The sequence below is a fragment of the Arthrobacter sp. Soil_C_60 genome (assembly GCF_057656375.1).
The window spans coordinates 439072-459963 of sequence record NZ_JBDGKM010000001.1 but is presented as its reverse complement, the minus strand read 5'-3'; the positions used below and the strand labels follow the sequence as shown (position 1 = coordinate 459963).

The following is a 20892-nucleotide window of genomic DNA, read 5'->3' as shown; positions in this document are numbered from 1 at the left end:
CTTCCCGCCCCGCCCTAAAGGTACGGCGGAAGAATGCAGCCAGTAGCCGCTAGCTGCACCACGTCCGGAGAGGTCGAACACCGGCTCCGGGTTATTCGAAAGGAACGCACGCAGATGCGTAAAGCACTTACCCTCGTGGGCACCGGCCTTGCCGCGGCCCTGGCGTTGACGGCTTGCGGTGGATCGGATTCTGCCTCCAACGCTACTCCCGACCCGGCCAATCCTGTGACCGTCACGGTCGGCGCTGGCCCTGTTCCGCACGCACGGATCCTCGAGTTTGTAGACCAGAACCTGGCCAAGGACGCAGGCATCGATCTGGAAATCGAAGAGATGACCGATTACCAGACGCCCAATATCGCCTTGAGCGACGGTTCGATCGACGCCAACTACTTCCAGCACCTTGCTTTCCTTGAACAGCAGATCGAGGACAAGGGCTACGACTTCGAGCACGGCGCCGGAATCCACATCGAGCCGTACGCGGGTTTCTCCTCCAAGCATGACGACATCTCGAACATCCCGGATGGTGGCACGATCGCCATTACCAATGACCCCGCCAACCAGCCCCGCGCCCTGAAGATGCTTGAAGAGGCCGGCCTGCTCAGCGGTATCGAGGCAGACTCCGCAGCCCTGACTCTGACGGAAGAGCAGAATCCCAAGGGACTGAAGTTCGAGGAAAACCAGCCGGAGATCCTGCTTCCCCTCATTGACGATCCCAAGGTGGACCTGGCGATCATCAACGGCAACTTCATCCTGGAAGCCGGCATGAGCACGGATGACGCCCTGGTGGTTGAGTCCGTTGAAGACAATCCGTACGCCAACTTCCTCACCTGGCGCGCGGGCGAAAAGACGGAAGCCATCACCGTCCTCGAGGAGCTCCTGCACTCCCCCGAGGTCAAGGACTACATCGTGGAGACCTGGCCGAACGGTGACGTCACCCCGGCGTTCTAACCTTCCCGGCCAGCAAGGCCGCACCAGCAACGCTTAACCACAAGGGAGCCGGCAGCACACGCTGCCGGCTCCCTTGTCAGTTCCGCCCTGGCTTGTTCGTTCGCCCGGTCAGGACACCGTCGCCACGGCCTTCTCCTCCAGCCGCACCCGCCGGCCTGACGCTTCCGGCTTGGTATCGCCGGTCCAGACCTGGATGACGGCCCAGGCCACCGCCGCCACCGGCACAGCAAGAATGGCGCCGACAATACCGCCAAGGATGGTGCCTGCCGTCAAGGCGAGGAGAATGACCAGGGAATGGAGGCTGACGGAACGGCCCATCACGACAGGTTGCAGGAAGTTCCCTTCCAGCTGGTTCACCAGGACCACAACACCGATCACCACCAGCGCGGCCACAGGGCCGTTGGCCACCAGGGCCACGAGGGCGGCCAGCACCCCGGCGACCGTGGCGCCGACGATCGGCACGAAACCGCCGATGAAGATGAGCACGGCCAGCGGCAGCGCCAGCGGCACCTGCAGGATAAACAAGGCAAGACCGATAAAGATGGCGTCGACCGCCGCCACGATGGCGGTGCCCCGAACGTAATTGCCCAGGACATCGACGGCGCGCGAACCGGCCAGCGCCATCTTCGCCCGACGTCGGTAGGGGAACCAGCGCAGCAGGAACGTCCAGATCCGCTCGCCGTCCTTGAGGAAGTAAAACAGCACCACGGCCATCAGGACCGCGCCGGTGATGAACTGCGTGGCCGTGGACAGGCCGCTCAGCGCGCTGCGGCCGACGGCGGCGCTGGTCAGGAAGTCCAGAATCCCGGCCAGCGCCTCGTCGATCTGCGCCTGGTCGACCGGGAGCGGGAAATCGGCCAGGAATCCCTGTAGCTGCGCCCAGCCTTCGGTAGCCGAACTGATGAGTTCATCCAGCTCGTTCCGGACGGCGACGACGATGCCGGTAATGACTCCGCCGAGCACCACAAGGATGCCCAGGAACGCCGTCGCGGTGGCCAGGGCACTGGACCAGCCCCAGCGCCTCAGGACGTTGACCACCGGATAGACCGCGGCTGCCAAGATGAGGGCAATCAGCACCGGGATGACCAGCAACTGCAGTTGCAGCATCACGTATACGCTGACCGAGAGCAGCGTCAGGATCAGCAGCAGCTGTGCGGAGCGCGTGCCCACCCGGCCGATACCATCGGTCCACAGATTTTGTTCCTGAACTTGGTCCCGCCGGGCAAACAACGCCATTAACATGCTCCTTGAAGTGGTTGGAAATCAGGCTCCAGATGAGGCAGCGGCCGCCGCCTTGGCTGCGGCCGGAAGGGCAGCGTAAATCCGGTCCATGGCCTTGTCGTCATGCGCCGCGGAGAGGAACCACGCTTCGAAGACCGACGGCGGCAGGTAGACGCCGGAATCCAGCATGGAATGGAAGAACGGAGCGTACCGGAAGGCTTCCTGTCCCTGGGCGTCCTCGTAGTTGTGGACTCCGTTGGCCGAGGTTCCGAAGGCGACGCTGAAGAGATTCCCGGCACGCTGGATGCTGTGGTCCACACCTGCCTCGCCCAGCGCGGCGGAGACGGCACCGGACAACTCCAGGGACCGCTTGTCGATCCCGGCGTAGACCTCGGGTGTGGCCGCGGTCAGCGTGGCCACACCGGCCGCCATCGCGATCGGATTTCCCGACAGTGTGCCGGCCTGGTAGACCGGACCCACCGGAGCAAGGTAATCCATTACCTCGGCCCGGCCGCCCAGTGCTGCCACGGGCATGCCGCCGCCGATGACTTTGCCGAAGGTCAGCAGGTCCGGCGTGAACGGAGCGTCCGTTCCCTCTGCTCCTCCGGTCAGGCCCCAGTAGCCGGCATAACCGGTCCGGAAGCCGGTCAGGACCTCGTCCAGAATGAGCAGGGCGCCGTGCTGTGTGGTGATCCGGGAAAGCGCTGCGTTGAAGCCTGCGCCTGGTTCCACGACACCCATATTGGCCGGTGCAGCTTCGGTGATCACCGCGGCGATGTTGGGGCCGTGGGTTTCGAACGCTGCTTCAACCGCTGCCACGTCGTTGTAAGGCAGGACCAGAGTCTCAGCCGCCGTTGCCTCGGTGACACCGGCAGAGCCGGGCAGCGCCAGCGTGGCAAGACCCGATCCGGCGGCCGCCAGCAGTCCGTCCAGATGACCGTGATAGCAGCCGGCGAACTTGATGATCAGGTTGCGGCCGGTAAAGCCGCGGGCCAGCCGCACGGCCGTCATGGTGGCCTCGGTTCCCGTGGATACCATACGCAGCCGCTCGACGGCGGAAACCCGCTCCATCACGATGGCCGCCAGTTCGGCTTCGGCGGGCGTGGACGCGCCGAAGGACAAGCCGCGGTCCACGGCAGCGTGGACGGCTGCCAGCACGTCGGGATGGGCGTGGCCCACCAGTGCCGGGCCCCAGGAGCAGACCAGGTCAACGTACTCGCGGCCATCGGCGTCGGTGAGGTAGGGCCCCTTGGCGGAGACCATGAAGCGCGGGGTCCCGCCTACCGACCCGAAGGCCCGCACGGGCGAGTTCACTCCCCCGGGCATCAGATGGCGCGCGCGTTCGAACAGTTCTTCAGAGCTAGTCATTGCTTAGTTGCTTTCCTTCAGCCAGCGGGCAATCTCGGCAGCCCAGTATGTCAACACCATATCCGCCCCGGCCCGCCGGATGCCCAGCACGGACTCGAGGATGGCAGGCTTGCGGTCGATCCAGCCGTTGGCCGCCGCCGCCTCGATCATCGCGTATTCGCCGGAAATCTGGTAGGCGGCCACCGGTACCGGAGACATGGCCGCCACATCGGCCACGATGTCCAGGTAGCTCATGGCGGGCTTGACCATCACCATGTCCGCCCCCTCTTCGAGATCCAGCTCTACCTCCAGCATGGCCTCCCGGCGGTTGGCCGGATCCATCTGGTACGTCTTCCGGTCACCGCTCAACTGCGAATCGACTGCCTCGCGGAAAGGACCATAGAAGGCGGACGTGTACTTGGCCGCGTAAGCCAGCACCGCGGTGTCCTTCAGGCCTGCCTCGTCGAGGGCCTGGCGGATCACGGCAACCTGGCCGTCCATCATGCCGGACGGGCCCAGGACGTCCGCGCCGGACTGTGCCTGGATCACGGCCATCCGCGCGTAGATCTCCAGCGTGGCGTCATTATCCACCGCCCCATCCGGGGTGAGGACACCGCAGTGGCCGTGGTCCGTGAACTCGTCGAGGCAAACATCGCTCATGACGACCAGATCGTTGCCTACTTCGGCCTTCACATCCGCGATGGCCTTGTTCAGGACACCGTCCGGGTCCACGCCCGCGCTGCCGGTGGCGTCGCGGTTGGCTGGCACGCCGAAGAGCATGATGCCGCCGAGGCCAAGTTCCACCGCTTCGAACGCCGCCCGTTTGAGGGAATCGGTGGTGTGCTGGACGACGCCGGGCATGGACTGCAGCGGCGCCGGCTCGGAGATGCCCTCGCGGATAAACGCCGGCAGAATCAGCTGCGAGTTCTCGATCCGCACTTCAGCGGTGAGTTTGCGCAGGGCTGCGGTGGCGCGGAGTCGGCGCGGTCGGTGGCTAGGAAAGCTCATCATCATCCTTCGGCTTTGGTGCGGTGCGGGTCTTGAGGGCCTCGGCAAGCGCGTCCGCAATCCCGGCCGGCGTCGGCGCGGTGGCGGTCGCGGCGATATCCAGGCCAAGCGTTCCGGCTTCCCTCGCGGTGCTGTTGCCGATCGCCACCAGCAGTACGTGCGGCGGCAGGTCGGGCGAGAGTTGATGCAGCCGGCGGGCCACGCTCGGAGACGTAAGAACGACGGCGTCAATCGCCTTTTCGGCGACGCCGCGGTTGAATTCTTCCACCGTAATCGGTTCCAGTTCGGCTCCGATCGACCCCGGAGAGGCGGACTCCAGCACAGCGCTCAGGCGCCGCTCCGCCCGGGCCGGATGGTCCACCGTGTGGTAGGCGACCACAGGCAGCACCTGCCAGCCCTTGTCCATCAGGCCCTCGAAAATGGTGTCAGCCGCGATGTCCGCCTGCGGCAGGAAGACGTTGGTGCGCAGGGCCGTTTCCGGGCGGGGTTCGCCGGGCGGCGGCCAGTCCGCCACCAGTCCGACGGCGTCCATGGTGCCCTCGGGAACAAGATCAACGTGCAGGCCCTCGGCTTCCAGGACCGTGGCCGTACCCGACCCGACGGCGGCGATCTTGGTGTCGCCGGAGAGTGCCTTCAGCGTAGTGCCGAGTGCGGCAGCGCGCTGCTTCAGCGCCCGCACGGTGGTGATGCTGGTGATGACCATCCACTCGAAGCGGCCCTGGCCAAGCATGCGCAGCGCTTCGTCCAGCTCATGGCTGGACTCTGGTTCCTCGAAGTCGATCAGCGGCATCAGCTTCGGTTCGGCGCCCCTGCCAGCCAGCTCGGCCACCATGGCACCTGCCCGGTCAGCACTGCGCGGCAGCACGACTACCAGCCCGGCGAGCGGACTCCCGGGGTTGCCTCGCGGCCGCAGCAGGGGCATGCTCAGCTGCCTGCCAAGGGGGTCAGTTCTCCGGCTCCCTGGGCCAGCAGGTCTTCGGCCAGCCGGGATCCCAGGCCCGCCGCGCCCTCCATGTCCGGGCTGCTGGTCTCCAGGCTGCTGCGCAGCAGACGGGTTCCGTCCGGCCGGCACACTACCGCTTCGAGCCGGAGCACATCCCCGGCCAGCGTTGCCAGCGCACCGATGGGTGCACTGCAGCCGGCCTCGAGCCGGGCCAGCAGCGCACGTTCGGCGGTCACCGAGAGGCGGGTGGCCTCGTCGTCGTAATCCTGCATGGCCTTGGCCAGCGCACTCCCGTCCGCGGCGTCGGCCGTCCGGCATTCCACGGCCAGCGAGCCCTGCCCCGGGGCCGGCAGCATGACGGCCGGGTCCAGCAGCTCGGTGATGGTCTCGGTCCGGCCCAGGCGGCTCAGACCGGCGGCCGCAAGAACCACGCCGTCAAGGTCGCCCTGCTTGCCCTCGATGACCTCGGGGCCGTGCATCCCCCGGACGCGGCCGAGCCGGGTCTCCACGTTGCCGCGGATGTCGATGACCTCCAGGTCCGGCCGGGCGGCGCGGAGCTGGGCCGCGCGGCGCGGGGAACCGGTGCCGACCTTCGCACCTGCGGGCAGCTCGGACAGCGTGAGTCCGTCCCGGGCACACAGTGCGTCCCGGACATCGACGCGTGCCGGGTACGCCGCGATCCGGAGCCCCTCGGCCACGCCGGTGGGCAGGTCCTTGAGTGAATGCACGGCCACATCGCAGCGGTCATCGAGCAGGGCCTCGCGCAGGGCCGCAACGAACACGCCGGTGCCGCCGATCTGGGCCAGTGATCCCTTCAGGATGTCGCCCTCGGTCTTGATCCGGACCAGCTCGTAGTCCACCCCGCCGGCGGCGGCGAGGGCTTCGGCCACGGTGGTGGTCTGGGTGACGGCCAGGGCGCTGCCCCGGGTTCCGATGCGGACGGTGCTTGTCACGGTGCGGGTACTCCTACGGTGGAATCCATGCCGGCAACCGTGGGTTTTTCACCGCGGCGGTTGGCACAGCAGTTGGGGAAACATACGTCCATCCACGGCCCCAGCTGGGTGGTGGCGGCGCGTTCGGCAATGTTGTGCTCGGCGGTCCGTTCGCAGATCAGGTCGACCAGGCCGGCAACGAACTTCTGGTGCACGCCCGGCGTCGGTACCCGGGCGGCGGCGAGGCCGAGCTTGCCGCAGGTCTCCAGCGCCTCGGTGTCCAGGTCCCAGATCACTTCCATGTGGTCGCTGACAAAGCCCAGCGGGACGATGACAACACCCTTGACGCCCCGCGTGGCCAGCTCCTCGAGGGCGTCGTTGATGTCCGGTTCCAGCCACGGCACATGCGGCGCCCCGGAGCGGGACTGGTAGACCAGCGAATGCGCGACGCCGGCAGCCTCCGGAATCCGGTCCAGCACGGCCTGCCCGGTAGCCAGGTGCTGCGCCACGTAGGCGCTGCCGCCGTCGTACTCGGCGCCGTCCGCCAGGCGCGGCCCGGCTGCCTCGGCGTCTCCCATGGGAATGGAGTGGGTGGCGAACATGATGTGCACGGGTGCATCGGCCTCGCCCTTGGCGGCAAGGTCCGCCCGGATGCCGGCCAGGCCTTCGCGCACGCCCTCGACGAACGGCTCCACGAAGCCCGGGTGGTCGAAGTACTGACGGACCTTGTCCACTTCCAGCTTGCCTTCCAGCCCGGTCTCCACCAGCGCCACGCCGAAGTCCTCGCGGTACTGGCGGCAGCTGGAATAGCAGGAGTAGGCACTGGTGGTGACGGCCAGCACGCGGCGGTGGCCGGCGTCGTACGCTTCGCGGAAGGTGTCCGCGATAAAGGGCGCCCAGTTGCGGTTGCCCCAGAGCACCGGCAGGTCGATCCCGCGGCTGGCCAGTTCGGCCTCCATTGCCGCCTTGAGGGCCCGGTTCTGCGCGTTGATCGGGCTGATGCCGCCGTTGGCGCGGTAGTGGTGGGACACCTCTTCGAGCCGCTCATCGGGGATGCCGCGCCCGCGCGTGACATTGCGCAGGAACGGGATGACGTCTTCCTGGCCCTCGGGTCCGCCGAAGGACGCCAGGATGATGGCATCGTAGTCCTTCGGCGCCATCCTGCCGTTTTCGTCCACGCCCGCACGCGGATCGAAGTTTGTTTCAGCGGTGGTCACCGCAGTACCTCGGCAATCTCGGCGGGGCTGATGCGGCGGCCGGTGTAGAACGGGATTTCCTCACGGACGTGGTTGCGGGCATCGGTGTAGCGCAGGTGGCGCATCAGGTCGACCAGGTCGATCAGTTCCGGTGCTTCCAGGCCCAGGATCCATTCCCAGTCGCCCAGTGCGAAGGAGGCCACGGTGTTGGCGAGCACCTGCGGGAAATCGCGGCCGAGCATGCCGTGGTCGCGCAGCATCTTGCCGCGCTCCTCGGCCGGGAGCAGGTACCACTCGTAGGAGCGCACAAACGGGTAGACGCAGAGCCAGGCTTCCGGTTCCTTGCCCAGCGCGAAGGACGGCGAGTGGTTCTTGGTGAACTCGGCGTCGCGGTGGACACCCATGGCGGACCAGACGATGTCCGTCTCTTCGAACAGGGCGGTTCGGCGGATAGTGCGCACGGCCGCCTGCAGCTCATCCGGCTTGGGTCCGTGGAGCCAGATCATGACATCGGCGTCTTCGCGCATGGCCGAGACGTCGTAGGCGCCGCGCAGGGTCACACCGGCATCGCCGAGGCGGGCGACGGCGGATTCAAAGTCGGCAACGGCGGAGTCCGCAATGTCAGCACCGGACCGCTTGAACACGGTCCAAAGGGTGTAGAACAACTCTTCTTCGCCCGCGGTTTCGACGGCGTTGGCGGATCCGGACGTGGACGTTTCACTCATGCTTACAGTCTGCCTTCTTCAGTAGTTATTAGTCGAAAACGGATCTTCTACCCATTGTAGAAGAAATTCAGGACGACGACGGCGCCGCGGCCTTCAGTTCAGCTGCAAGCTGGCGTGCGCGGGTCCGGCTGTCGGCGACCACGGCCACCAGTCCTGTTCCCGCCAGCCAGGCACCGGTCAGCTGCAGGTGGTTCCCCTCGGCAGCGAGCTCGCGCACCCGGGCCACCCTGTCCCGATGTCCCACGGTGGCCGACGGCAGCGCGCCCACCCACCGGACCACCTTCCAGCCCAGCACGTCCGGTTCGGTGACCGAGGTGCCCATCAGCGCCGAGGCGTCGCTGAGCGCCTGGCGGTACAGCTTCTCGTCGGGCCAGCCGGTGAAGTCCTCCTGCTTTGCGGTACCCGATTGTCCTACCGCCCTGCCATAGGACAGGCGCAGCACGTGGCTGCCCGGGCCGGTTTCGTCCGCCAGCCAGTGCCACTTGGCCGTGGCGTGCGTGAGCGCCTTCGCCGCAATGCCTTCGACCCCCGGCGCTACCAGCAGTCCGGTGCCGCGCGGCTTGGCATCCAGCTCCGGCTGGTCCACCACCAGCGTCACCAATGCCACCGAGGGCCCGGCTGCCGGCTTCAGGTCGGCGATTCCGGGGATGCTCTCCTGCAGCAGCGTCACGGCGGAAACACCGTCCGCCGCCATCACCAGCCCGGCAGCGTCAAAGGTGCCGTCCGCCGTAGCGACCCGCCAGCCGCCGTCGTGCTTTGCAATTGTTTTCACCGGCGAGGAGGCGTGCAGCTGGACTTTGCGCCGCTTCAGATCCGCCAGTAAGGCCTCGGTCAGCCGGCCCATGCCGCCCGCTATTCCGGCCACCGCGGAACCCGCCGGGGCCGCTTTGCGCATGGCGCCCACCGCGGCCTGCAGCGAACCGTGGGTTGCCACGGAAGCACGCAGGCCCGGAGCCACCGAGTCCACATCCAGCACATCGGGATCGGCGGAATAGACGCCGGCTACTACCGGGGTCACCAGCCGCTCGAGCACGGTGCTGCCCATCCGGGTGCGGACCAGCTCACCCAGGCTCAGCTGGTCTTTGCCCAGCAGGTTCCCCAGCGGCAGCACGCGGTCCGCCGCGGCGCGCAGGGAAGCCTTGCGTCCAATGGCCGCCACGATCAGCGGATCGGCGGGGTCCGCCGGAATGCCCAGCAGCCCGGTCTTGGGCAGCCGCTGGGCCGAGCTGGGCAGCTGTACCCAGGCACCGGCCGGGTCAGGAGCCACGATGCTCTCCCCCAGCCCGAGCTCCCCGGCCAGCCCCGAGACGGCCTGCGACCGTGTTGCGAAGGACTCCGCGCCGGCGTCGAGCGTAAATCCCGCCACCTCGTGGCGCGCCACGCAGCCGCCGAAGTCCGCGGACGCTTCCAGCACGGTAACCTGCACGCCCTGCATGGCAAGTTCGCGCGCGGCGACCAGCCCGGCAATCCCGCCGCCAACAACGACGGCGGTGGGAGCCTTGAGTGCCGGAAGGCGGCCCGTCCAGGCGTTGCTGCGGGAGGCAGCGCGGTCCGGATGTCCGGCGTCGGGACGCTGGTGCGGCATGGCTACAGGTCCACCGAATGGATCAGCTTGACCACGCGGGTCAGCACTTCCGGATCCGTTTCCGGCGGGACCCCATGCCCCAGATTGACCACGTGGCCCGGAGCCGACGCCCCAGCGGCGAGTACTTCGCGGACGTGCTGTTCCAGTACTTCCCACGGGGCAGACAGCAACGCCGGATCGATGTTGCCCTGCAGCGGGGTCTTGCCGCCCAGCCTGCGGTTGGCCTCATCCAGCGGCAGACGGTAGTCCACGCCGATCACGTCGACGCCGACATCGCGCATGGCGACCAGCAGTTCGGAAGTCCCGGTGCCGAAGTGGACCAGCGGAACACCAAGGTCCCGGACGTGGTCCAGGGCGCGGGAGGAAGCCGGCGCCACGTGGCGGCGGTAGTCCTCCAGGCCAAGCGAGCCGGCCCAGGAGTCAAAGAGCTGGCCGGCGCTGGCCCCGGCTTCGAGCTGGGCGCGCAGGAACTTTCCGGAGGCGTCCGCCGCCCAGTCGGTGAGGGCCCGCCACGCTTCCGGTTCCGCGTGCATCATGGTCCGCGGGCCCAGATGGTCACGCGACGGCTTGCCCTCCACCATGTAGGCCGCGAGGGTGAAGGGCGCACCGGCGAAGCCGATCAACGGCTTCTTACCCAGTTCATTGACCGTGAGCCGCACGGCTTCACGGATGGGCTCCAGCGCTTCATCGGTCAGGGTGGGCAGGTTCGCGACGTCCGCGGCGGTCCGCACCGGGCTGCCCAGCACCGGGCCGACACCGGGAACGATGTCAACGTCCACCCCCGCCAGCTTCAGCGGAATAACGATGTCGGAGAAGAAAATTGCGGCGTCCACATCGTGCCGCCGCACGGGCTGCAGCGTAATTTCGGCGGCCAGCTCCGGGTTCAGGCAGGAATCGAGCATCGCAATCCCCTGCCTCAGCTCGCGGTACTCCGGCAGCGAGCGGCCGGCCTGCCGCATGAACCATACCGGCCGCCGGTCGGGCTTCCCGCCGCGGTAAGCGGTAATCAGGGCAGAATCCGAGGTCCGGCCATCCATCAAGGGGTGGGAAGCATTCAACGTCATGCTTATAGATTCTGCTCCACCCGCGCGCTCAAGGCCAACGCGGCCGTCTCAGGACAGTGATGGTGGCAAAAGTCACCGGGCCAAATTGGGTAAACCCAAGGTAAACAGGCAATCCTAAGAAGAACCTGAAGTCCCTACGGGCTAAGATATGAGGCGTTGTGGTTTTACTATCCTTGGTTGCGACCCATTCCGATCTTGATCTGGAAACGGTAGCCCGCCTGAGTGCCGGCTCCTCCCAGGTCGCTTCCAGCGTGCTCAAGGACGGAAGCCCCATCTCCGGCGCCGTGGTCCTTGCCACCTGCAACCGCGTCGAGATCTACTGCGAAACCGGCTCCGAAGGCGACGTCGATGCCGCACGCACGGCCGTGATCTCCGAGATCAGCGACCGTTCCGGGCTGGACGAAAACCTGGTTGCCCGCTCCTTCTCCACCAATACCGGTCCCAAGGTCTCCCGCCACCTCTTTGCCGTCGGCGCCGGCCTCGATTCAGCCGTTGTGGGCGAGCGTGAAATCGCCGGCCAGGTGCGCCGCGCCCTGAACGAGGCGCAGCAGGAGGGCACCGCCAGCGGGGCGCTCGTGCGGCTGTTCCAGACCGCTTCCCGCACCGCCAAGGACGTTGGCGCCCAGACCGCTTTGGGCGGCCGCGGGCTTTCCATCGTTTCCGTTGCCCTGGACCTGGCCACCGATCTGGCCGAAGAGCGCGACTGGGCGTCCAAGAACGTCGTTGTTTTCGGCACCGGGGCGTATGCCGGTGCCACCATGGCGCTGCTGCGCGAACGCGGCTGCACCAGTATTTCCGTCTACTCATCCTCCGGCCGTGCACGGACGTTCACCGAGACCCGCGGCGGATTCCCTTTGACGGAAGAGACCTTAGGCGCTGCCGTTGCCGCTGCGGATGTTGTCATCGGTTGCAGCGGCAGCGACCGCCAGATCAGCGCCGCCGAGGTTGCCGCCGGCCGTGAAGCCGACGCCAAGCCGCTGACCATCATCGACTTGGCCCTGACCCACGATTTCGATCCCGCTGTGGGCGAACTGGACGGCGTCGAGCTCATCACGCTGGAGTCCGTGCGGCTGGCCGCTCCGGAAGAGCAGGCAGAGTCGGTCAACCAGGCAGCAAAGATTGTGGATCACGCCGCACGAACCTTCGAGGAAAGCCAGCAGGCACGCTCCGTGGATGCCGCCATTGTTGCACTGCGCCGGCACACCATGGCGGTATTGGAAACGGAGCTGGAGAAGGTCCGTAACCAGCACGGCTGCACCGGCCCTGCACAGGAAGTGGAATTCGCCATGCGGCGGATGGTCAAGCAGTTGCTTCATCTGCCGACCGTGCGTGCCCGCGAGCTCGCCGCCAACGGCCAGCAGGACCAGTACATCGCGGCCCTTGACGCACTTTATGGCATCAGTGTTGCAGAACCCGCCGCAGCACCGGCCAGCTCCGCCAGCGAGGACAGCTGCCCCGTAGACCATTCGGGCGGCAGCCGGGAACAGGCCGCTACCGCCTGAGCCTTGCGGCTCAGTACCCTGCGGGCAGTGCCTGCGGCTCAGTACACCGGCTTGTCCGGCTCCACTTCACGCACCCAGCTGAGGATGCCGCCATCGAGATGCCGCACACGAGTATAGCCGTGGTCCAGCAGGTTCTGCAGCACTTCGGCCGAACGCGTCCCGGCCTTGCAGTGGAAGACCAGGTCCCGGTCCCTGGGCAGCTCGCCCAAGGCCTCGCCGGACAGGATCCTTCCCTTCGGAATCAGCGTGGCACCGGGAATGCTGACGATCTCGAATTCGCCCGGCTCGCGGACATCGATCAGCTCAAAGTCTCCCGGGCCTTGTCCGCGGGACTGGAGCATGGCCGCCAGTTCGGGCGCCGAGACCGTATGGTCGGCATCCACCGTGGCTCCAGGTGCCACGCCGCAGAACGCTTCGTAGTCCATCAGCTCCGTGATCGGTTCGCCGTCCGGGTCCTTACGCACGCGCAGTTCGCGCCAGCTCATCTGGAGCGAGTTGAAGATCAGGACCCGGCCCAACAGCGTCTGGCCAATGCCGGTGATTAGTTTGATGGCCTCGTTGACCATGACGGACCCGATCTGTGCACAGAGCACGCCCAGCACGCCGCCTTCGGCGCAGGACGGCACGGAACCCGCCGGCGGAGCTTCCGGGTAGAGGTCGCGGTAATTCGGCCCGTACTTGTCCCAGAAAACGCTGACCTGCCCGTCGAACCGCAGGATCGACCCCCAGACATAGGGCTTGCCCAGGATCGCGGCGGCGTCATTGACCAGATAGCGGGTGGCGAAGTTATCCGTGCCATCCAAAATCACGTCATAGCCGGCAAAGATCTCCAGCGCATTGGACCTGTCCAACCGCACTTCATGGAGCACCACGTCCACCCCGGGGTTGAGGTTGAGGATGCTTTCCCGCGCCGATTGCGCCTTACTGCGGCCCAGATCGGCGACGGTATGGATGACCTGCCGCTGCAGGTTGCTGGTCTCGACCACGTCATCGTCAATAATGCCGATCCGGCCCACGCCGGCCGCCGCCAGGTACAGCATGGCCGGAGAACCCAGTCCGCCGGCGCCAATGACGAGGACCTTGGCATTCTTCAGCCGGAGCTGTCCCGCCATGCCGACTTCGGGAATGATCAGGTGCCGCGAGTACCGCTCCATCTCGGCCTGCGTGAGCTCGGCCGCGGGCTCCACCAACGGCGGCAACAACAGTGATTCCTGCGTATTCATAGAGCCAATCTACGCCGACGCCCACGGGTTGGCAGAATAGATGAATTGATCTGTATTACCGACGCGTAAACTGGCTGGAGAACGATAGTCAAGATTTCCTGCTATACCGGCGCGCGGCCACAATCGGGTGCCAGATGAGGTCCGAAGACAGTGAGTACTGATTCCCGGCCGGCGGCCAAGCCTGCCCGCCTGCCCCGCGAGGAGCGCCGGCGCCAGCTGCTCCAGGCAGCGCACGAAGTTTTTGTCGCCAACGGATACCACGGCGCCGCCATGGACGAGATCGCGGAGACGGCCCGGGTCAGCAAGCCCGTGTTGTACCAGCATTTCCCGGGCAAGCGGGAACTCTACCTGGCATTGCTGGACCACCATCTGGAATCGCTCACGGCCATGTTGATGGCAGCCCTGAACTCCACCAACGACAACAAACTGCGCGTCCATGCCACCATGGATGCTTACTACCGCTTCATTTCCCAGGAGAGCCAGGCACACCGGCTGGTGTTCGAATCGGACCTGAACAATGATCCGGACGTCAGCAAACGTCTGGAGGACTTCAACGCCCAACTGGCCAGTGCCATTGCCGCTGTCATCGCCGATGACACGAAGCTGTCGGAGGTGGAGGCGACGCTGCTGGGGCGGGCCCTGGCCGGCATGGCCCAGATCAGCGCCCGTTACTGGCTCCAGGCCGACAACGAGCTTGAGCGTGATACCGCCGTCGATTTGATCTACCGTTTAGCTTGGCGCGGAATTTCACGGTTCCCGAAGGAATCCTAAGATAGATTTCGAACCAGACATCGTTCGCACACCAGGAGGCATCAGTAGTGGAAATCAAGATTGGTATTCAGAACGTCGGCCGCGAGATCGTCGTCGAGTCCGACGAGTCCGCAGATGAAGTTGCCGAAATGGTTTCCCGTGCCATGAACGGCGGCGCCGAGCTGCGCCTGAAAGACAGCAAGGGCAACCTGGTCATCGTCCCGACCAATGTCCTCGGCTATGTGGAAATCGGCGCCGAGGAGCCGCGCAAGGTCGGCTTCGGGGCCCTTTAGCCCCCGTCAGCACCGTGGTCCAGTTCGTTCTGATCATTCTGGCGGCAGCCGCCGTGGGCATGAGCGCGTGGGGCATTGACAACAAGCGCCACGCCTACGGCGTCCTGCTGCTGCCGGCATCGGCCATCCTGGCCGCTACCATCTTGTGGCTCATCCTGATGTTCGCAGGCCTTGGCTCTCAGCCCGGCGTGGAGTACCTGAGTTGGCTGCTGCCCATGGTGGTGACCGTTCCCGTGGCTTGGCTCACGGTGCTCATGGTCGGCCGGCGTCGCGTCCCCGCTGACGTGGAGCGCCTGACCGAAGCGCTGCGCTGACCCGCCGGAGGGTACCTGGCCGTCAGGCCGGGTACTTGTCCGGTTGGGCCGTGGCTCCCAGCCGGGTGGCAAGCTCACTCAAGGAAGTGGCTGCAGCGACGTCGCGGGTTGTTACCGCGGACCCAGCATCATGTGACGTCAACCGGATGAAGACCTTGTTGTAGCGCCAGTCCAGGTCCGGATGGTGGTTGGCCTCCTCGGCCAACTCTCCCGCTCCGGCGATGAAATCCAGCGCAGCGCGCCCGTTCTCGAGCTTGAAGACGGTAACCAGCGCGCCCTCGCTGTGGCGCCAATCCGGCAGCGTCCTAAGCTGTTCATCGATCTGCTTGCTGTCCAGCTTGTCCTCGGCGCCCATTGCTCCTCCTGTGGCTAGAGATCCGGGCGGCCTGCAAACGATGATGAAGCCAATGCGTGCTCCCGTTTGGGAATCCGGCCACCTGTTGCCGCCAGCCTACCGGCGATGACCGCATGTTTGAAGGCTTCGGCCATGCGGACCGGATGCTGGGCCCTGGTCACGGCGGTGGCGAGCAGGACGGCGTCGCAGCCAAGCTCCATGGCCAGTGCAGCGTCCGACGCCGTGCCGATACCGGCGTCCAGCACCACCGGAATCCCGGCGCGCGAGACAATCAATTCGATGTTGTGCGGATTGAGGATTCCCAGCCCGGTACCGATCGGAGCACCCAGCGGCATCACGGCGGCAGCACCCAGCAGCTCGAGCCGGCGGGCCAGCACCGGGTCGTCATTGGTGTAGGCGAAGACCTTGAACCCGCGGTTGACCAAGGCCTCGGTTGCCTCGACAAGTTCCACCGCGTCGGGCAGCAGTGTCTCTTCGTCCGCGATGACTTCGAGTTTCACCCAGTTCGTCTCCAGGGCTTCGCGCCCGAGTTCGGCGGTCATCACCGCCTCCCGCGCCGTGTAGCAGCCCGCCGTGTTCGGCAGCACGCGAATGCCATGGCGGTCCAGCAGGTCGAAGACCGAAGTACCGGTACCGGCCGCGTAGCGGCGCATCGCTACCGTGGTGAGTTCTGTTCCGGAAGCCAGCAGCGCCTCGCCCAAACCATCCAGGCTCGGCGCCCCGCCCGTGCCCATGATTAGGCGTGATCCGAGCCTTACCCCGTCGATCATCAGTTCATCCATTATTCAGCCTCCCTGTACCGCGGTCACGAGTTCTACGCCGTCGCCGTCGGCGAGCACGGTCCGGGCCCAGCTGCCGCGCGGCGCTACCTCCGCGTTCAGCGCGACAGCCACACCGAGCCGTCCGCCGTCGGCCGGCCGCCCGTCCTCCGCCAATTCACGGCCGGTGGTCCTGGCCACCAGCTCGAGCAGTGTCGGCGCGGTCGGCAAGGTGTACGGACTGCCGTTGACGGTGATCTTCATGCGTGACTCTCCTTGGTCATATTGCTGAACCTGTCGGGATTGAATTGCAGTAGCTCGGCTGAGATTTGCACACCCTCGATGAGGTCGGCGCAGATCCTGGCCGCGACCGGCGTCAGGAGCACTCCGTGGCGGAAGAATCCGGTGGCAACTACCAAGCCCGGAAGGTCCTCCGCCCCTGACGCCACCCGTCCCAGCAACGGCGCATTATCCGGTGTTCCCGGCCGAGCACGGCAGGTCATCTCTTCGAGCGCGAGTTCCGCGACGGCCGGCACCAGCGTCTGGGCGTCGCGGAGCAACTGGTACACCCCGCCGGCTGACACATCCGCCGACCCGTCCTCGCGCTGGGTGGCCCCGATCACCACCGTGCCGTCCTCGCGCGGAACAAGATAAACCGGGTGCCCGCGAACGATGCCACGGATTGTCGAGGTGAGAAACGGTTGCAGGCCTGTGGATACGCGCAGCCGCAGAATGTCCCCGTACACCGGACGCAGCGGCAGCCGCAGCCCCTCGGGCAGGCCGGAGAGGTTGGCGGCCGCAAGCCCGTTCGCGACCACCGTTTCGTCTGCCGCGATGACCTCGCCGCCTGCTAACTGCACGCCAACAACTGTGCCCCCAGCATCGGTGATGAGTCCGGCTGCCTTTTGACTTACGACGGCGGCGCCTGAGTTCCGCAGCATCTTCACTAACGCCGTGGAAAGGGCCCGTGGATCCACTTGGTGGTCGCCCGGCGCGTAGAAGGCACCGGTCAGGGCCGGGCCCAGGCTGGGTTCGAGCCGCCGGGCCTCGCGGCTGGTGATTTCGTGGACCTCGAGTCCTTCGGCCAGCTGCGCCTGTTTCAGGTCTGCGAGCGCGGTGCGGTCCGCGGCGTCGAAAGCGGCAACCAAGGTCCCGGTTTCCTGGTAGCCGGTCTCCCCCAGCCCCGCAACGAACCCAGGGTAAAGCCGGGCGGACTCGCGGGTCAGGGCCAGCAGCCGCTCTTCCTGGTAGTGCAGTTCGCTGACCGGGGCGAGCATGCCCGCGGCGGCGTACGTGGCGCCCGTGGCGGGAGCGGGATCGATGACGGTGACACGGTGGCCGCGGCGGGTGGCTTCTGCGGCGATACCCAGTCCCACTATGCCCGCGCCGATGACGGCAACATGTTTGGACAACTTTGAGCTTCCTTCCCTACGCCGGCATGACCCGGATCAGGTTCGACGGTCGGTGCCAGGCACCCTCTCAGCCTGTCGGCCGCCGGCAATTGCCGAACGTGCCGCCCTTTCAGGCTCCCGCAGTGTTTTCTCCAGTGTAGCCATAGTTGCGGCTTCGCCGGCGTCACATTCTGCTGCCGAAGCCCGCGTCCCGCCACCGCGGAGTTCCTTGCGCGGTTTGCCATTATGGTTGCAGGTATGGATTTTTCCTCTGCCCAGCTTTACCTTTGCACCGACGCGCGCCGCGACCGTGGGGACTTCGAGCAGTTCCTCGATGCTGCCTACTCCGGCGGTGTGGACATCATCCAGTTGCGGGACAAGTCCCTCGATGCCGCCGAAGAGCTGGAGCTGCTCGGCGTGCTCGCCGACGTTGCCGCCCGGCACTCAAAGCCGTGGTCCGTCAACGACAGGGCGGATCTGGCTGCAGTGGCCGGGGCACCGGTCTTCCACGTCGGTCAGCAGGACCTTCCGCCGGCCGCGGCCCGGTCCGTGCTCGGGCCCGCTGCCGCCATCGGCCGCTCCACCCACACTCCGGAACAGGCATCAGCTGCCTTAGCCGATGACGCCCTGGACTATTTCTGCACCGGGCCGCTCTGGGCCACCCCTACCAAGCCGGGCAGGGCCGCCGTCGGTCTTCAACTGGTGGAGTTTACTGCCGCCCAGCAGGCGCAGACGGGTTCAGGCAAGCCGTGGTTCGCCATTGGCGGTATCGATCTGGAGAACATCGGCCAGGTAACGGAGGCCGGGGCCAAACGCGTCGTCGTCGTTCGCGCCGTCACCGATGCCGATGATCCGGCCGAGGCTGCCAGGGCGCTGAAGTCCGCGCTGCCGCCCCTGTAACCCGGCGTTCGGCCGGCTGGTGGCGTGAACGTTCAGGCGGTCAGGCCCAGGGCGTTCATCCGGCGGGAATGGTTCCGGGTCAGTTCTGCGAAAAGTTCCGCGGTGACCGCCTGCTGGGAGGCCGGTTCGTCCAGTCCCAGCAGGGCGCCCAGGAAAGCCCGCTCGATCCCGATGCGCTGCGCCTGCGTCAACGCCTCGCCGACCAGCCGCCGGCCCCACAAGGCCAGCCTCGAGGCCAGCCGCTCGTCATGTTCCAGCGCCCTGCGCAGCCGACTAGTGAGCAAGGCCAGCTGGTCCCCGTTTTCCTTGATCCTGGACACCAGCGCGCGCGTCTCGGGATCCAGCCGGTCGGCGATCGCACGGTAGAAATCCCCCGAAACGGCATCCGTGACGTAGGCCTTCATCAACGATTCATACCAGTCTCCGGGCCGCGTCCGCTCGTGGAACGCGTCGATCGAAGCCTGGAAAGGCGCCATGGCAACCTGCACGTCGACACCAAGGCGCGCCAGCTCGGCGCTGACAAGTTCAAAGTGCCCGAATTCGACGACTGCGAGGCGCCCGAGATCCGCGCGGTCTTTCAACGTCGGCGAGAACCGGGCGTCCGAGGAGAACCGCTCGAAGGCGGACAGCTCGCCGTAGGCCATGACGCCATACAGATCAACGACATGCTGCAGATGTTCCGCTCCTGTCCCGTTGCTGGTGGCCGGGCGATCAGCGGGGAAGGATCCTTCGGAGCTCATGAGCACTACCCTAACGCCCCACCTGCGGCGCTGTGGCGATAGGCTGGGCCTGTGCCGTATTCACACGTTGACGCCAGAGTTAATGAATCGCAGCATCTGCTCGCCCGTGTGCTGAAGGAACTGCGCACCGAGCTGGAACTTCCCGCGGCGTTCAGCCCTTCGGTCCTTGCGGAAGCCGAGAAGGCCGTGGCGGAACAGTCCATGCCAGCCGCGGACCTAACCGGGCTGGACTTTGTCACCATCGATCCGCCAAGCTCCACCGACCTGGACCAGGCGATGTACATCGAGCGCGACGGCGGGGGCTACCGGCTCTGGTATGCCATCGCGGATGTTCCCGCTTTTGTTGCTCCCGGCGGTGAACTTGACGCTGAGACGCGACGGCGCGGCCAGACCATCTATGCTCCGGATGGACGCATTCCGTTGCACCCGCCGGTGATCAGCGAAGACTCCGGCAGCCTCCTCCCGGACCAGGACCGCAGCGCATTCGTGTGGGAATTCGAGCTCGACGCCGCCGCAGTGGTCAGCACCGTGTCGCTGCGCCGGGCCAGAATGCGCAGCCGCGCCAAGCTGAACTACGAACAGGTCCAGCAGGACATTGATTCCGGCGAAGCGCCGGTCTATCTGCAGCTGCTCAAAGAAGTAGGGCTCAAGCGCATCGAGCTGGAGCGGCAGCGCGGCGGCGCGAGTCTGAACCTTCCTGATGAGGAAATAGCCCATGACGGCCGCCATTACTTCATCGTCGCGCGCCCTGCACGGCCGGTCGAGGACTGGAACGCCCAGATTTCGCTGATGACCGGTATGGCCGCAGCGGAAATCATGCTCAAGGGCAAGGTAGGAATCCTGCGCACCATGCCCGCTCCAGACGAGGAGTCGGAGGCCCGGTTCCGACGCCAGACCAAGGCTCTGGGCCACCCCTGGCCGGAGGGTATTGCCTATGGCGAATATCTGCGCGGGCTCGACACCGCGGATCCGAAACAACTGGCACTCATGGACGCAGCCGGGTCACTGTTCCGCGGCGCCGGCTACACACCGTTCGACGGCGAGGTGCCGCAGGAGCAGACCCAGGCCGCGATCGCTGCGCCATACGCCCACACCACCGCACCGCTGCGCCGTCTGGTGGACCGCTTTGTCCTGGTCATCTGCGAGGCGTTGTGCGCCAAGACCGAGGTGCCCGGCTGGGCCCGGCAGGCCTTGCCGGAACTCCCCCAGCTGATGGCTGCCTCGGACCAGCTGTCCGGACGGCTGGATCGTGCGGCGCTGGACGCGGTGGAAGCGGCCCTGCTCAGCCACCGGGTGGGCGAGGAATTCGATGCCGTGGTAATCTCGGCCCGTAATTCCAACAACCACTCGAACCATAATTCCAATGGCAACGGCCGTCAGGAAGCCGTCCCGCACGGCACTATCCAGATCAGTGATCCCGCGGTCAGCGCGCGTTGCGACGGCGAACTGCAGGCCGGCACTGCCATCAGGGCCCGTCTGGTCGAGGCCGATATCGAGAAGCGCACGGTCCGGTTCGAGCTGATCAGCCCGGCCTGAGCGGTCCGTCCATCCGCGCCATGGCGCCGGCCCGGGAGACGATTTGGTGCCAGCCGGTAGACTGGTCATTGTAGAACTGGATGCCCGGTCGTTGATTGTTAGTAAATTTCATCAACAGATCCGCACCTACGCGATCTTTAACCCGCCGGCATGGCCATGAT

The 20892-nt window shown here is 66.3% G+C and carries 22 protein-coding genes and 1 riboswitch; of the genes, 7 read left to right on the top strand and 15 right to left on the bottom strand.

Translation table 11 applies throughout. From position 1 onward, the window contains the following. Positions 1-114: 114 nt before the first annotated feature. On the top strand, positions 115-948 hold the full coding sequence (locus tag AC3A4M_RS02290; RefSeq protein WP_498733678.1) for a MetQ/NlpA family ABC transporter substrate-binding protein: 834 nt from the start codon (positions 115-117) through the stop codon (positions 946-948). 108 nt (positions 949-1056) lie between these two features. Here the strand turns inward: AC3A4M_RS02290 and AC3A4M_RS02285 are convergent, their stop codons facing one another. The 9 genes from AC3A4M_RS02285 to hemE all read right to left on the bottom strand — a co-directional run bounded on the left by AC3A4M_RS02285 (position 1057) and on the right by hemE (position 10969). Next, positions 1057-2184, bottom strand: coding sequence for an AI-2E family transporter (locus tag AC3A4M_RS02285; protein ID WP_498731275.1), 1128 nt, complete (start codon positions 2182-2184; stop codon positions 1057-1059). Between the two features lie 27 nt (positions 2185-2211). After that, positions 2212-3537, bottom strand: a complete 1326-nt coding sequence (gene hemL / locus AC3A4M_RS02280) for a glutamate-1-semialdehyde 2,1-aminomutase (protein ID WP_498733675.1) — start codon at positions 3535-3537, stop codon at positions 2212-2214. A gap of 3 nt (positions 3538-3540) precedes the next feature. Further along, positions 3541-4524 carry a porphobilinogen synthase gene (gene hemB, locus AC3A4M_RS02275; protein ID WP_498733673.1) on the bottom strand — a complete coding sequence of 328 codons (984 nt, stop codon included), beginning with the start codon at positions 4522-4524 and terminating at the stop codon, positions 3541-3543. Then, positions 4511-5446: a uroporphyrinogen-III synthase gene (locus tag AC3A4M_RS02270; RefSeq protein WP_498733671.1), complete on the bottom strand. Its 936-nt coding sequence runs from the start codon at positions 5444-5446 to the stop codon at positions 4511-4513. The genes hemB and AC3A4M_RS02270 overlap by 14 nt, the downstream gene beginning before the upstream one ends. Positions 5447-5448: 2 nt before the next feature. Beyond that, the gene (gene hemC, locus AC3A4M_RS02265) at positions 5449-6420 is read right to left on the bottom strand and encodes a hydroxymethylbilane synthase (RefSeq protein WP_498733669.1); all 972 of its coding nucleotides are present in this window, start codon (positions 6418-6420) and stop codon (positions 5449-5451) included. After that, positions 6417-7559: a ferrochelatase gene (locus tag AC3A4M_RS02260; RefSeq protein WP_498734083.1), complete on the bottom strand. Its 1143-nt coding sequence runs from the start codon at positions 7557-7559 to the stop codon at positions 6417-6419. The genes hemC and AC3A4M_RS02260 overlap by 4 nt, the downstream gene beginning before the upstream one ends. Positions 7560-7612: 53 nt before the next feature. Then, positions 7613-8320, bottom strand: a complete 708-nt coding sequence (hemQ, locus tag AC3A4M_RS02255) for a hydrogen peroxide-dependent heme synthase (RefSeq protein WP_498733667.1) — start codon at positions 8318-8320, stop codon at positions 7613-7615. Between the two features lie 67 nt (positions 8321-8387). Further along, the gene (gene hemG, locus AC3A4M_RS02250; RefSeq protein ID WP_498733664.1) at positions 8388-9905 is read right to left on the bottom strand and encodes a protoporphyrinogen oxidase; all 1518 of its coding nucleotides are present in this window, start codon (positions 9903-9905) and stop codon (positions 8388-8390) included. A 2-nt stretch (positions 9906-9907) separates the two neighbouring features. Then, positions 9908-10969 carry a uroporphyrinogen decarboxylase gene (gene hemE, locus AC3A4M_RS02245; RefSeq protein WP_498733663.1) on the bottom strand — a complete coding sequence of 354 codons (1062 nt, stop codon included), beginning with the start codon at positions 10967-10969 and terminating at the stop codon, positions 9908-9910. A 158-nt stretch (positions 10970-11127) separates the two neighbouring features. Here hemE and AC3A4M_RS02240 point away from each other — a divergent pair, with 158 nt between their 5' ends. Further along, the gene (locus tag AC3A4M_RS02240) at positions 11128-12471 is read left to right on the top strand and encodes a glutamyl-tRNA reductase (RefSeq protein ID WP_498733661.1); all 1344 of its coding nucleotides are present in this window, start codon (positions 11128-11130) and stop codon (positions 12469-12471) included. A 38-nt stretch (positions 12472-12509) separates the two neighbouring features. Here AC3A4M_RS02240 and moeB read toward each other — a convergent pair whose 3' ends face one another. Further along, the gene (moeB, locus tag AC3A4M_RS02235; protein ID WP_498733659.1) at positions 12510-13694 is read right to left on the bottom strand and encodes a molybdopterin-synthase adenylyltransferase MoeB; all 1185 of its coding nucleotides are present in this window, start codon (positions 13692-13694) and stop codon (positions 12510-12512) included. 150 nt (positions 13695-13844) lie between these two features. On the opposite strand from moeB, the gene AC3A4M_RS02230 reads away from it, so the two are divergent. Genes AC3A4M_RS02230 through AC3A4M_RS02220 form a run of 3 tightly spaced genes read left to right on the top strand, consistent with a single transcriptional unit; the run spans position 13845 to position 15051 of the window. Beyond that, complete coding sequence (locus AC3A4M_RS02230) at positions 13845-14465, top strand: TetR/AcrR family transcriptional regulator (RefSeq protein ID WP_139004764.1); 621 nt, start codon at positions 13845-13847, stop codon at positions 14463-14465. Between the two features lie 47 nt (positions 14466-14512). Next, positions 14513-14737 (top strand): DUF3107 domain-containing protein, encoded by a 225-nt coding sequence (locus AC3A4M_RS02225; protein WP_074701505.1) that lies wholly within the window; start codon positions 14513-14515, stop codon positions 14735-14737. A 14-nt stretch (positions 14738-14751) separates the two neighbouring features. Next, positions 14752-15051 (top strand): hypothetical protein, encoded by a 300-nt coding sequence (locus AC3A4M_RS02220; RefSeq protein WP_498733657.1) that lies wholly within the window; start codon positions 14752-14754, stop codon positions 15049-15051. A gap of 22 nt (positions 15052-15073) precedes the next feature. Here the strand turns inward: AC3A4M_RS02220 and AC3A4M_RS02215 are convergent, their stop codons facing one another. From AC3A4M_RS02215 to thiO, 4 genes are all read right to left on the bottom strand, one after another. Further along, positions 15074-15406 (bottom strand): 4a-hydroxytetrahydrobiopterin dehydratase, encoded by a 333-nt coding sequence (locus tag AC3A4M_RS02215; RefSeq protein ID WP_498733655.1) that lies wholly within the window; start codon positions 15404-15406, stop codon positions 15074-15076. A gap of 14 nt (positions 15407-15420) precedes the next feature. Beyond that, a complete protein-coding gene (locus tag AC3A4M_RS02210) occupies positions 15421-16188 on the bottom strand; it encodes a thiazole synthase (protein WP_498731263.1) in 768 nt (255 codons plus the stop codon). A 3-nt stretch (positions 16189-16191) separates the two neighbouring features. Beyond that, entirely contained in the window at positions 16192-16428 is a 237-nt protein-coding gene (thiS, locus tag AC3A4M_RS02205; protein ID WP_498733653.1) for a sulfur carrier protein ThiS, read from the bottom strand. Further along, positions 16425-17576: a glycine oxidase ThiO gene (gene thiO / locus AC3A4M_RS02200; protein WP_498733650.1), complete on the bottom strand. Its 1152-nt coding sequence runs from the start codon at positions 17574-17576 to the stop codon at positions 16425-16427. The genes thiS and thiO overlap by 4 nt, the downstream gene beginning before the upstream one ends. After that, positions 17573-17707, bottom strand: a riboswitch (TPP riboswitch). Its footprint overlaps the gene before it by 4 nt. A 106-nt stretch (positions 17708-17813) precedes the next feature. Between thiO and thiE the strand changes: the two genes are divergently transcribed. Continuing rightward, positions 17814-18455 (top strand): thiamine phosphate synthase, encoded by a 642-nt coding sequence (gene thiE, locus AC3A4M_RS02195; protein ID WP_498733649.1) that lies wholly within the window; start codon positions 17814-17816, stop codon positions 18453-18455. A 32-nt stretch (positions 18456-18487) separates the two neighbouring features. Here the strand turns inward: thiE and AC3A4M_RS02190 are convergent, their stop codons facing one another. Beyond that, positions 18488-19195, bottom strand: coding sequence for a ferritin-like fold-containing protein (locus tag AC3A4M_RS02190; RefSeq protein ID WP_498733647.1), 708 nt, complete (start codon positions 19193-19195; stop codon positions 18488-18490). Positions 19196-19246: 51 nt separating this feature from the next. On the opposite strand from AC3A4M_RS02190, the gene AC3A4M_RS02185 reads away from it, so the two are divergent. Beyond that, entirely contained in the window at positions 19247-20731 is a 1485-nt protein-coding gene (locus AC3A4M_RS02185) for an RNB domain-containing ribonuclease (RefSeq protein WP_498733646.1), read from the top strand. The last annotated feature ends 161 nt before the right edge of the window (positions 20732-20892 follow it).

Coding starts and splice junctions, on each gene's coding strand:
- AC3A4M_RS02290 (WP_498733678.1), top strand. CDS start 115: ATGCGTAAAGCACTTACCCTCGTGGGCACCGGCCTTGCCGCGGCCCTG.
- AC3A4M_RS02285 (WP_498731275.1), bottom strand. CDS start 2,184: ATGGCGTTGTTTGCCCGGCGGGACCAAGTTCAGGAACAAAATCTGTGG.
- hemL (WP_498733675.1), bottom strand. CDS start 3,537: ATGACTAGCTCTGAAGAACTGTTCGAACGCGCGCGCCATCTGATGCCC.
- hemB (WP_498733673.1), bottom strand. CDS start 4,524: ATGAGCTTTCCTAGCCACCGACCGCGCCGACTCCGCGCCACCGCAGCC.
- AC3A4M_RS02270 (WP_498733671.1), bottom strand. CDS start 5,446: ATGCCCCTGCTGCGGCCGCGAGGCAACCCCGGGAGTCCGCTCGCCGGG.
- AC3A4M_RS02260 (WP_498734083.1), bottom strand. CDS start 7,559: ATGGCGCCGAAGGACTACGATGCCATCATCCTGGCGTCCTTCGGCGGA.
- hemQ (WP_498733667.1), bottom strand. CDS start 8,320: ATGAGTGAAACGTCCACGTCCGGATCCGCCAACGCCGTCGAAACCGCG.
- hemG (WP_498733664.1), bottom strand. CDS start 9,905: ATGCCGCACCAGCGTCCCGACGCCGGACATCCGGACCGCGCTGCCTCC.
- hemE (WP_498733663.1), bottom strand. CDS start 10,969: ATGACGTTGAATGCTTCCCACCCCTTGATGGATGGCCGGACCTCGGAT.
- moeB (WP_498733659.1), bottom strand. CDS start 13,694: ATGAATACGCAGGAATCACTGTTGTTGCCGCCGTTGGTGGAGCCCGCG.
- AC3A4M_RS02215 (WP_498733655.1), bottom strand. CDS start 15,406: ATGGGCGCCGAGGACAAGCTGGACAGCAAGCAGATCGATGAACAGCTT.
- AC3A4M_RS02210 (WP_498731263.1), bottom strand. CDS start 16,188: ATGGATGAACTGATGATCGACGGGGTAAGGCTCGGATCACGCCTAATC.
- thiS (WP_498733653.1), bottom strand. CDS start 16,428: ATGAAGATCACCGTCAACGGCAGTCCGTACACCTTGCCGACCGCGCCG.
- thiE (WP_498733649.1), top strand. CDS start 17,814: ATGGATTTTTCCTCTGCCCAGCTTTACCTTTGCACCGACGCGCGCCGC.
- AC3A4M_RS02190 (WP_498733647.1), bottom strand. CDS start 19,195: ATGAGCTCCGAAGGATCCTTCCCCGCTGATCGCCCGGCCACCAGCAAC.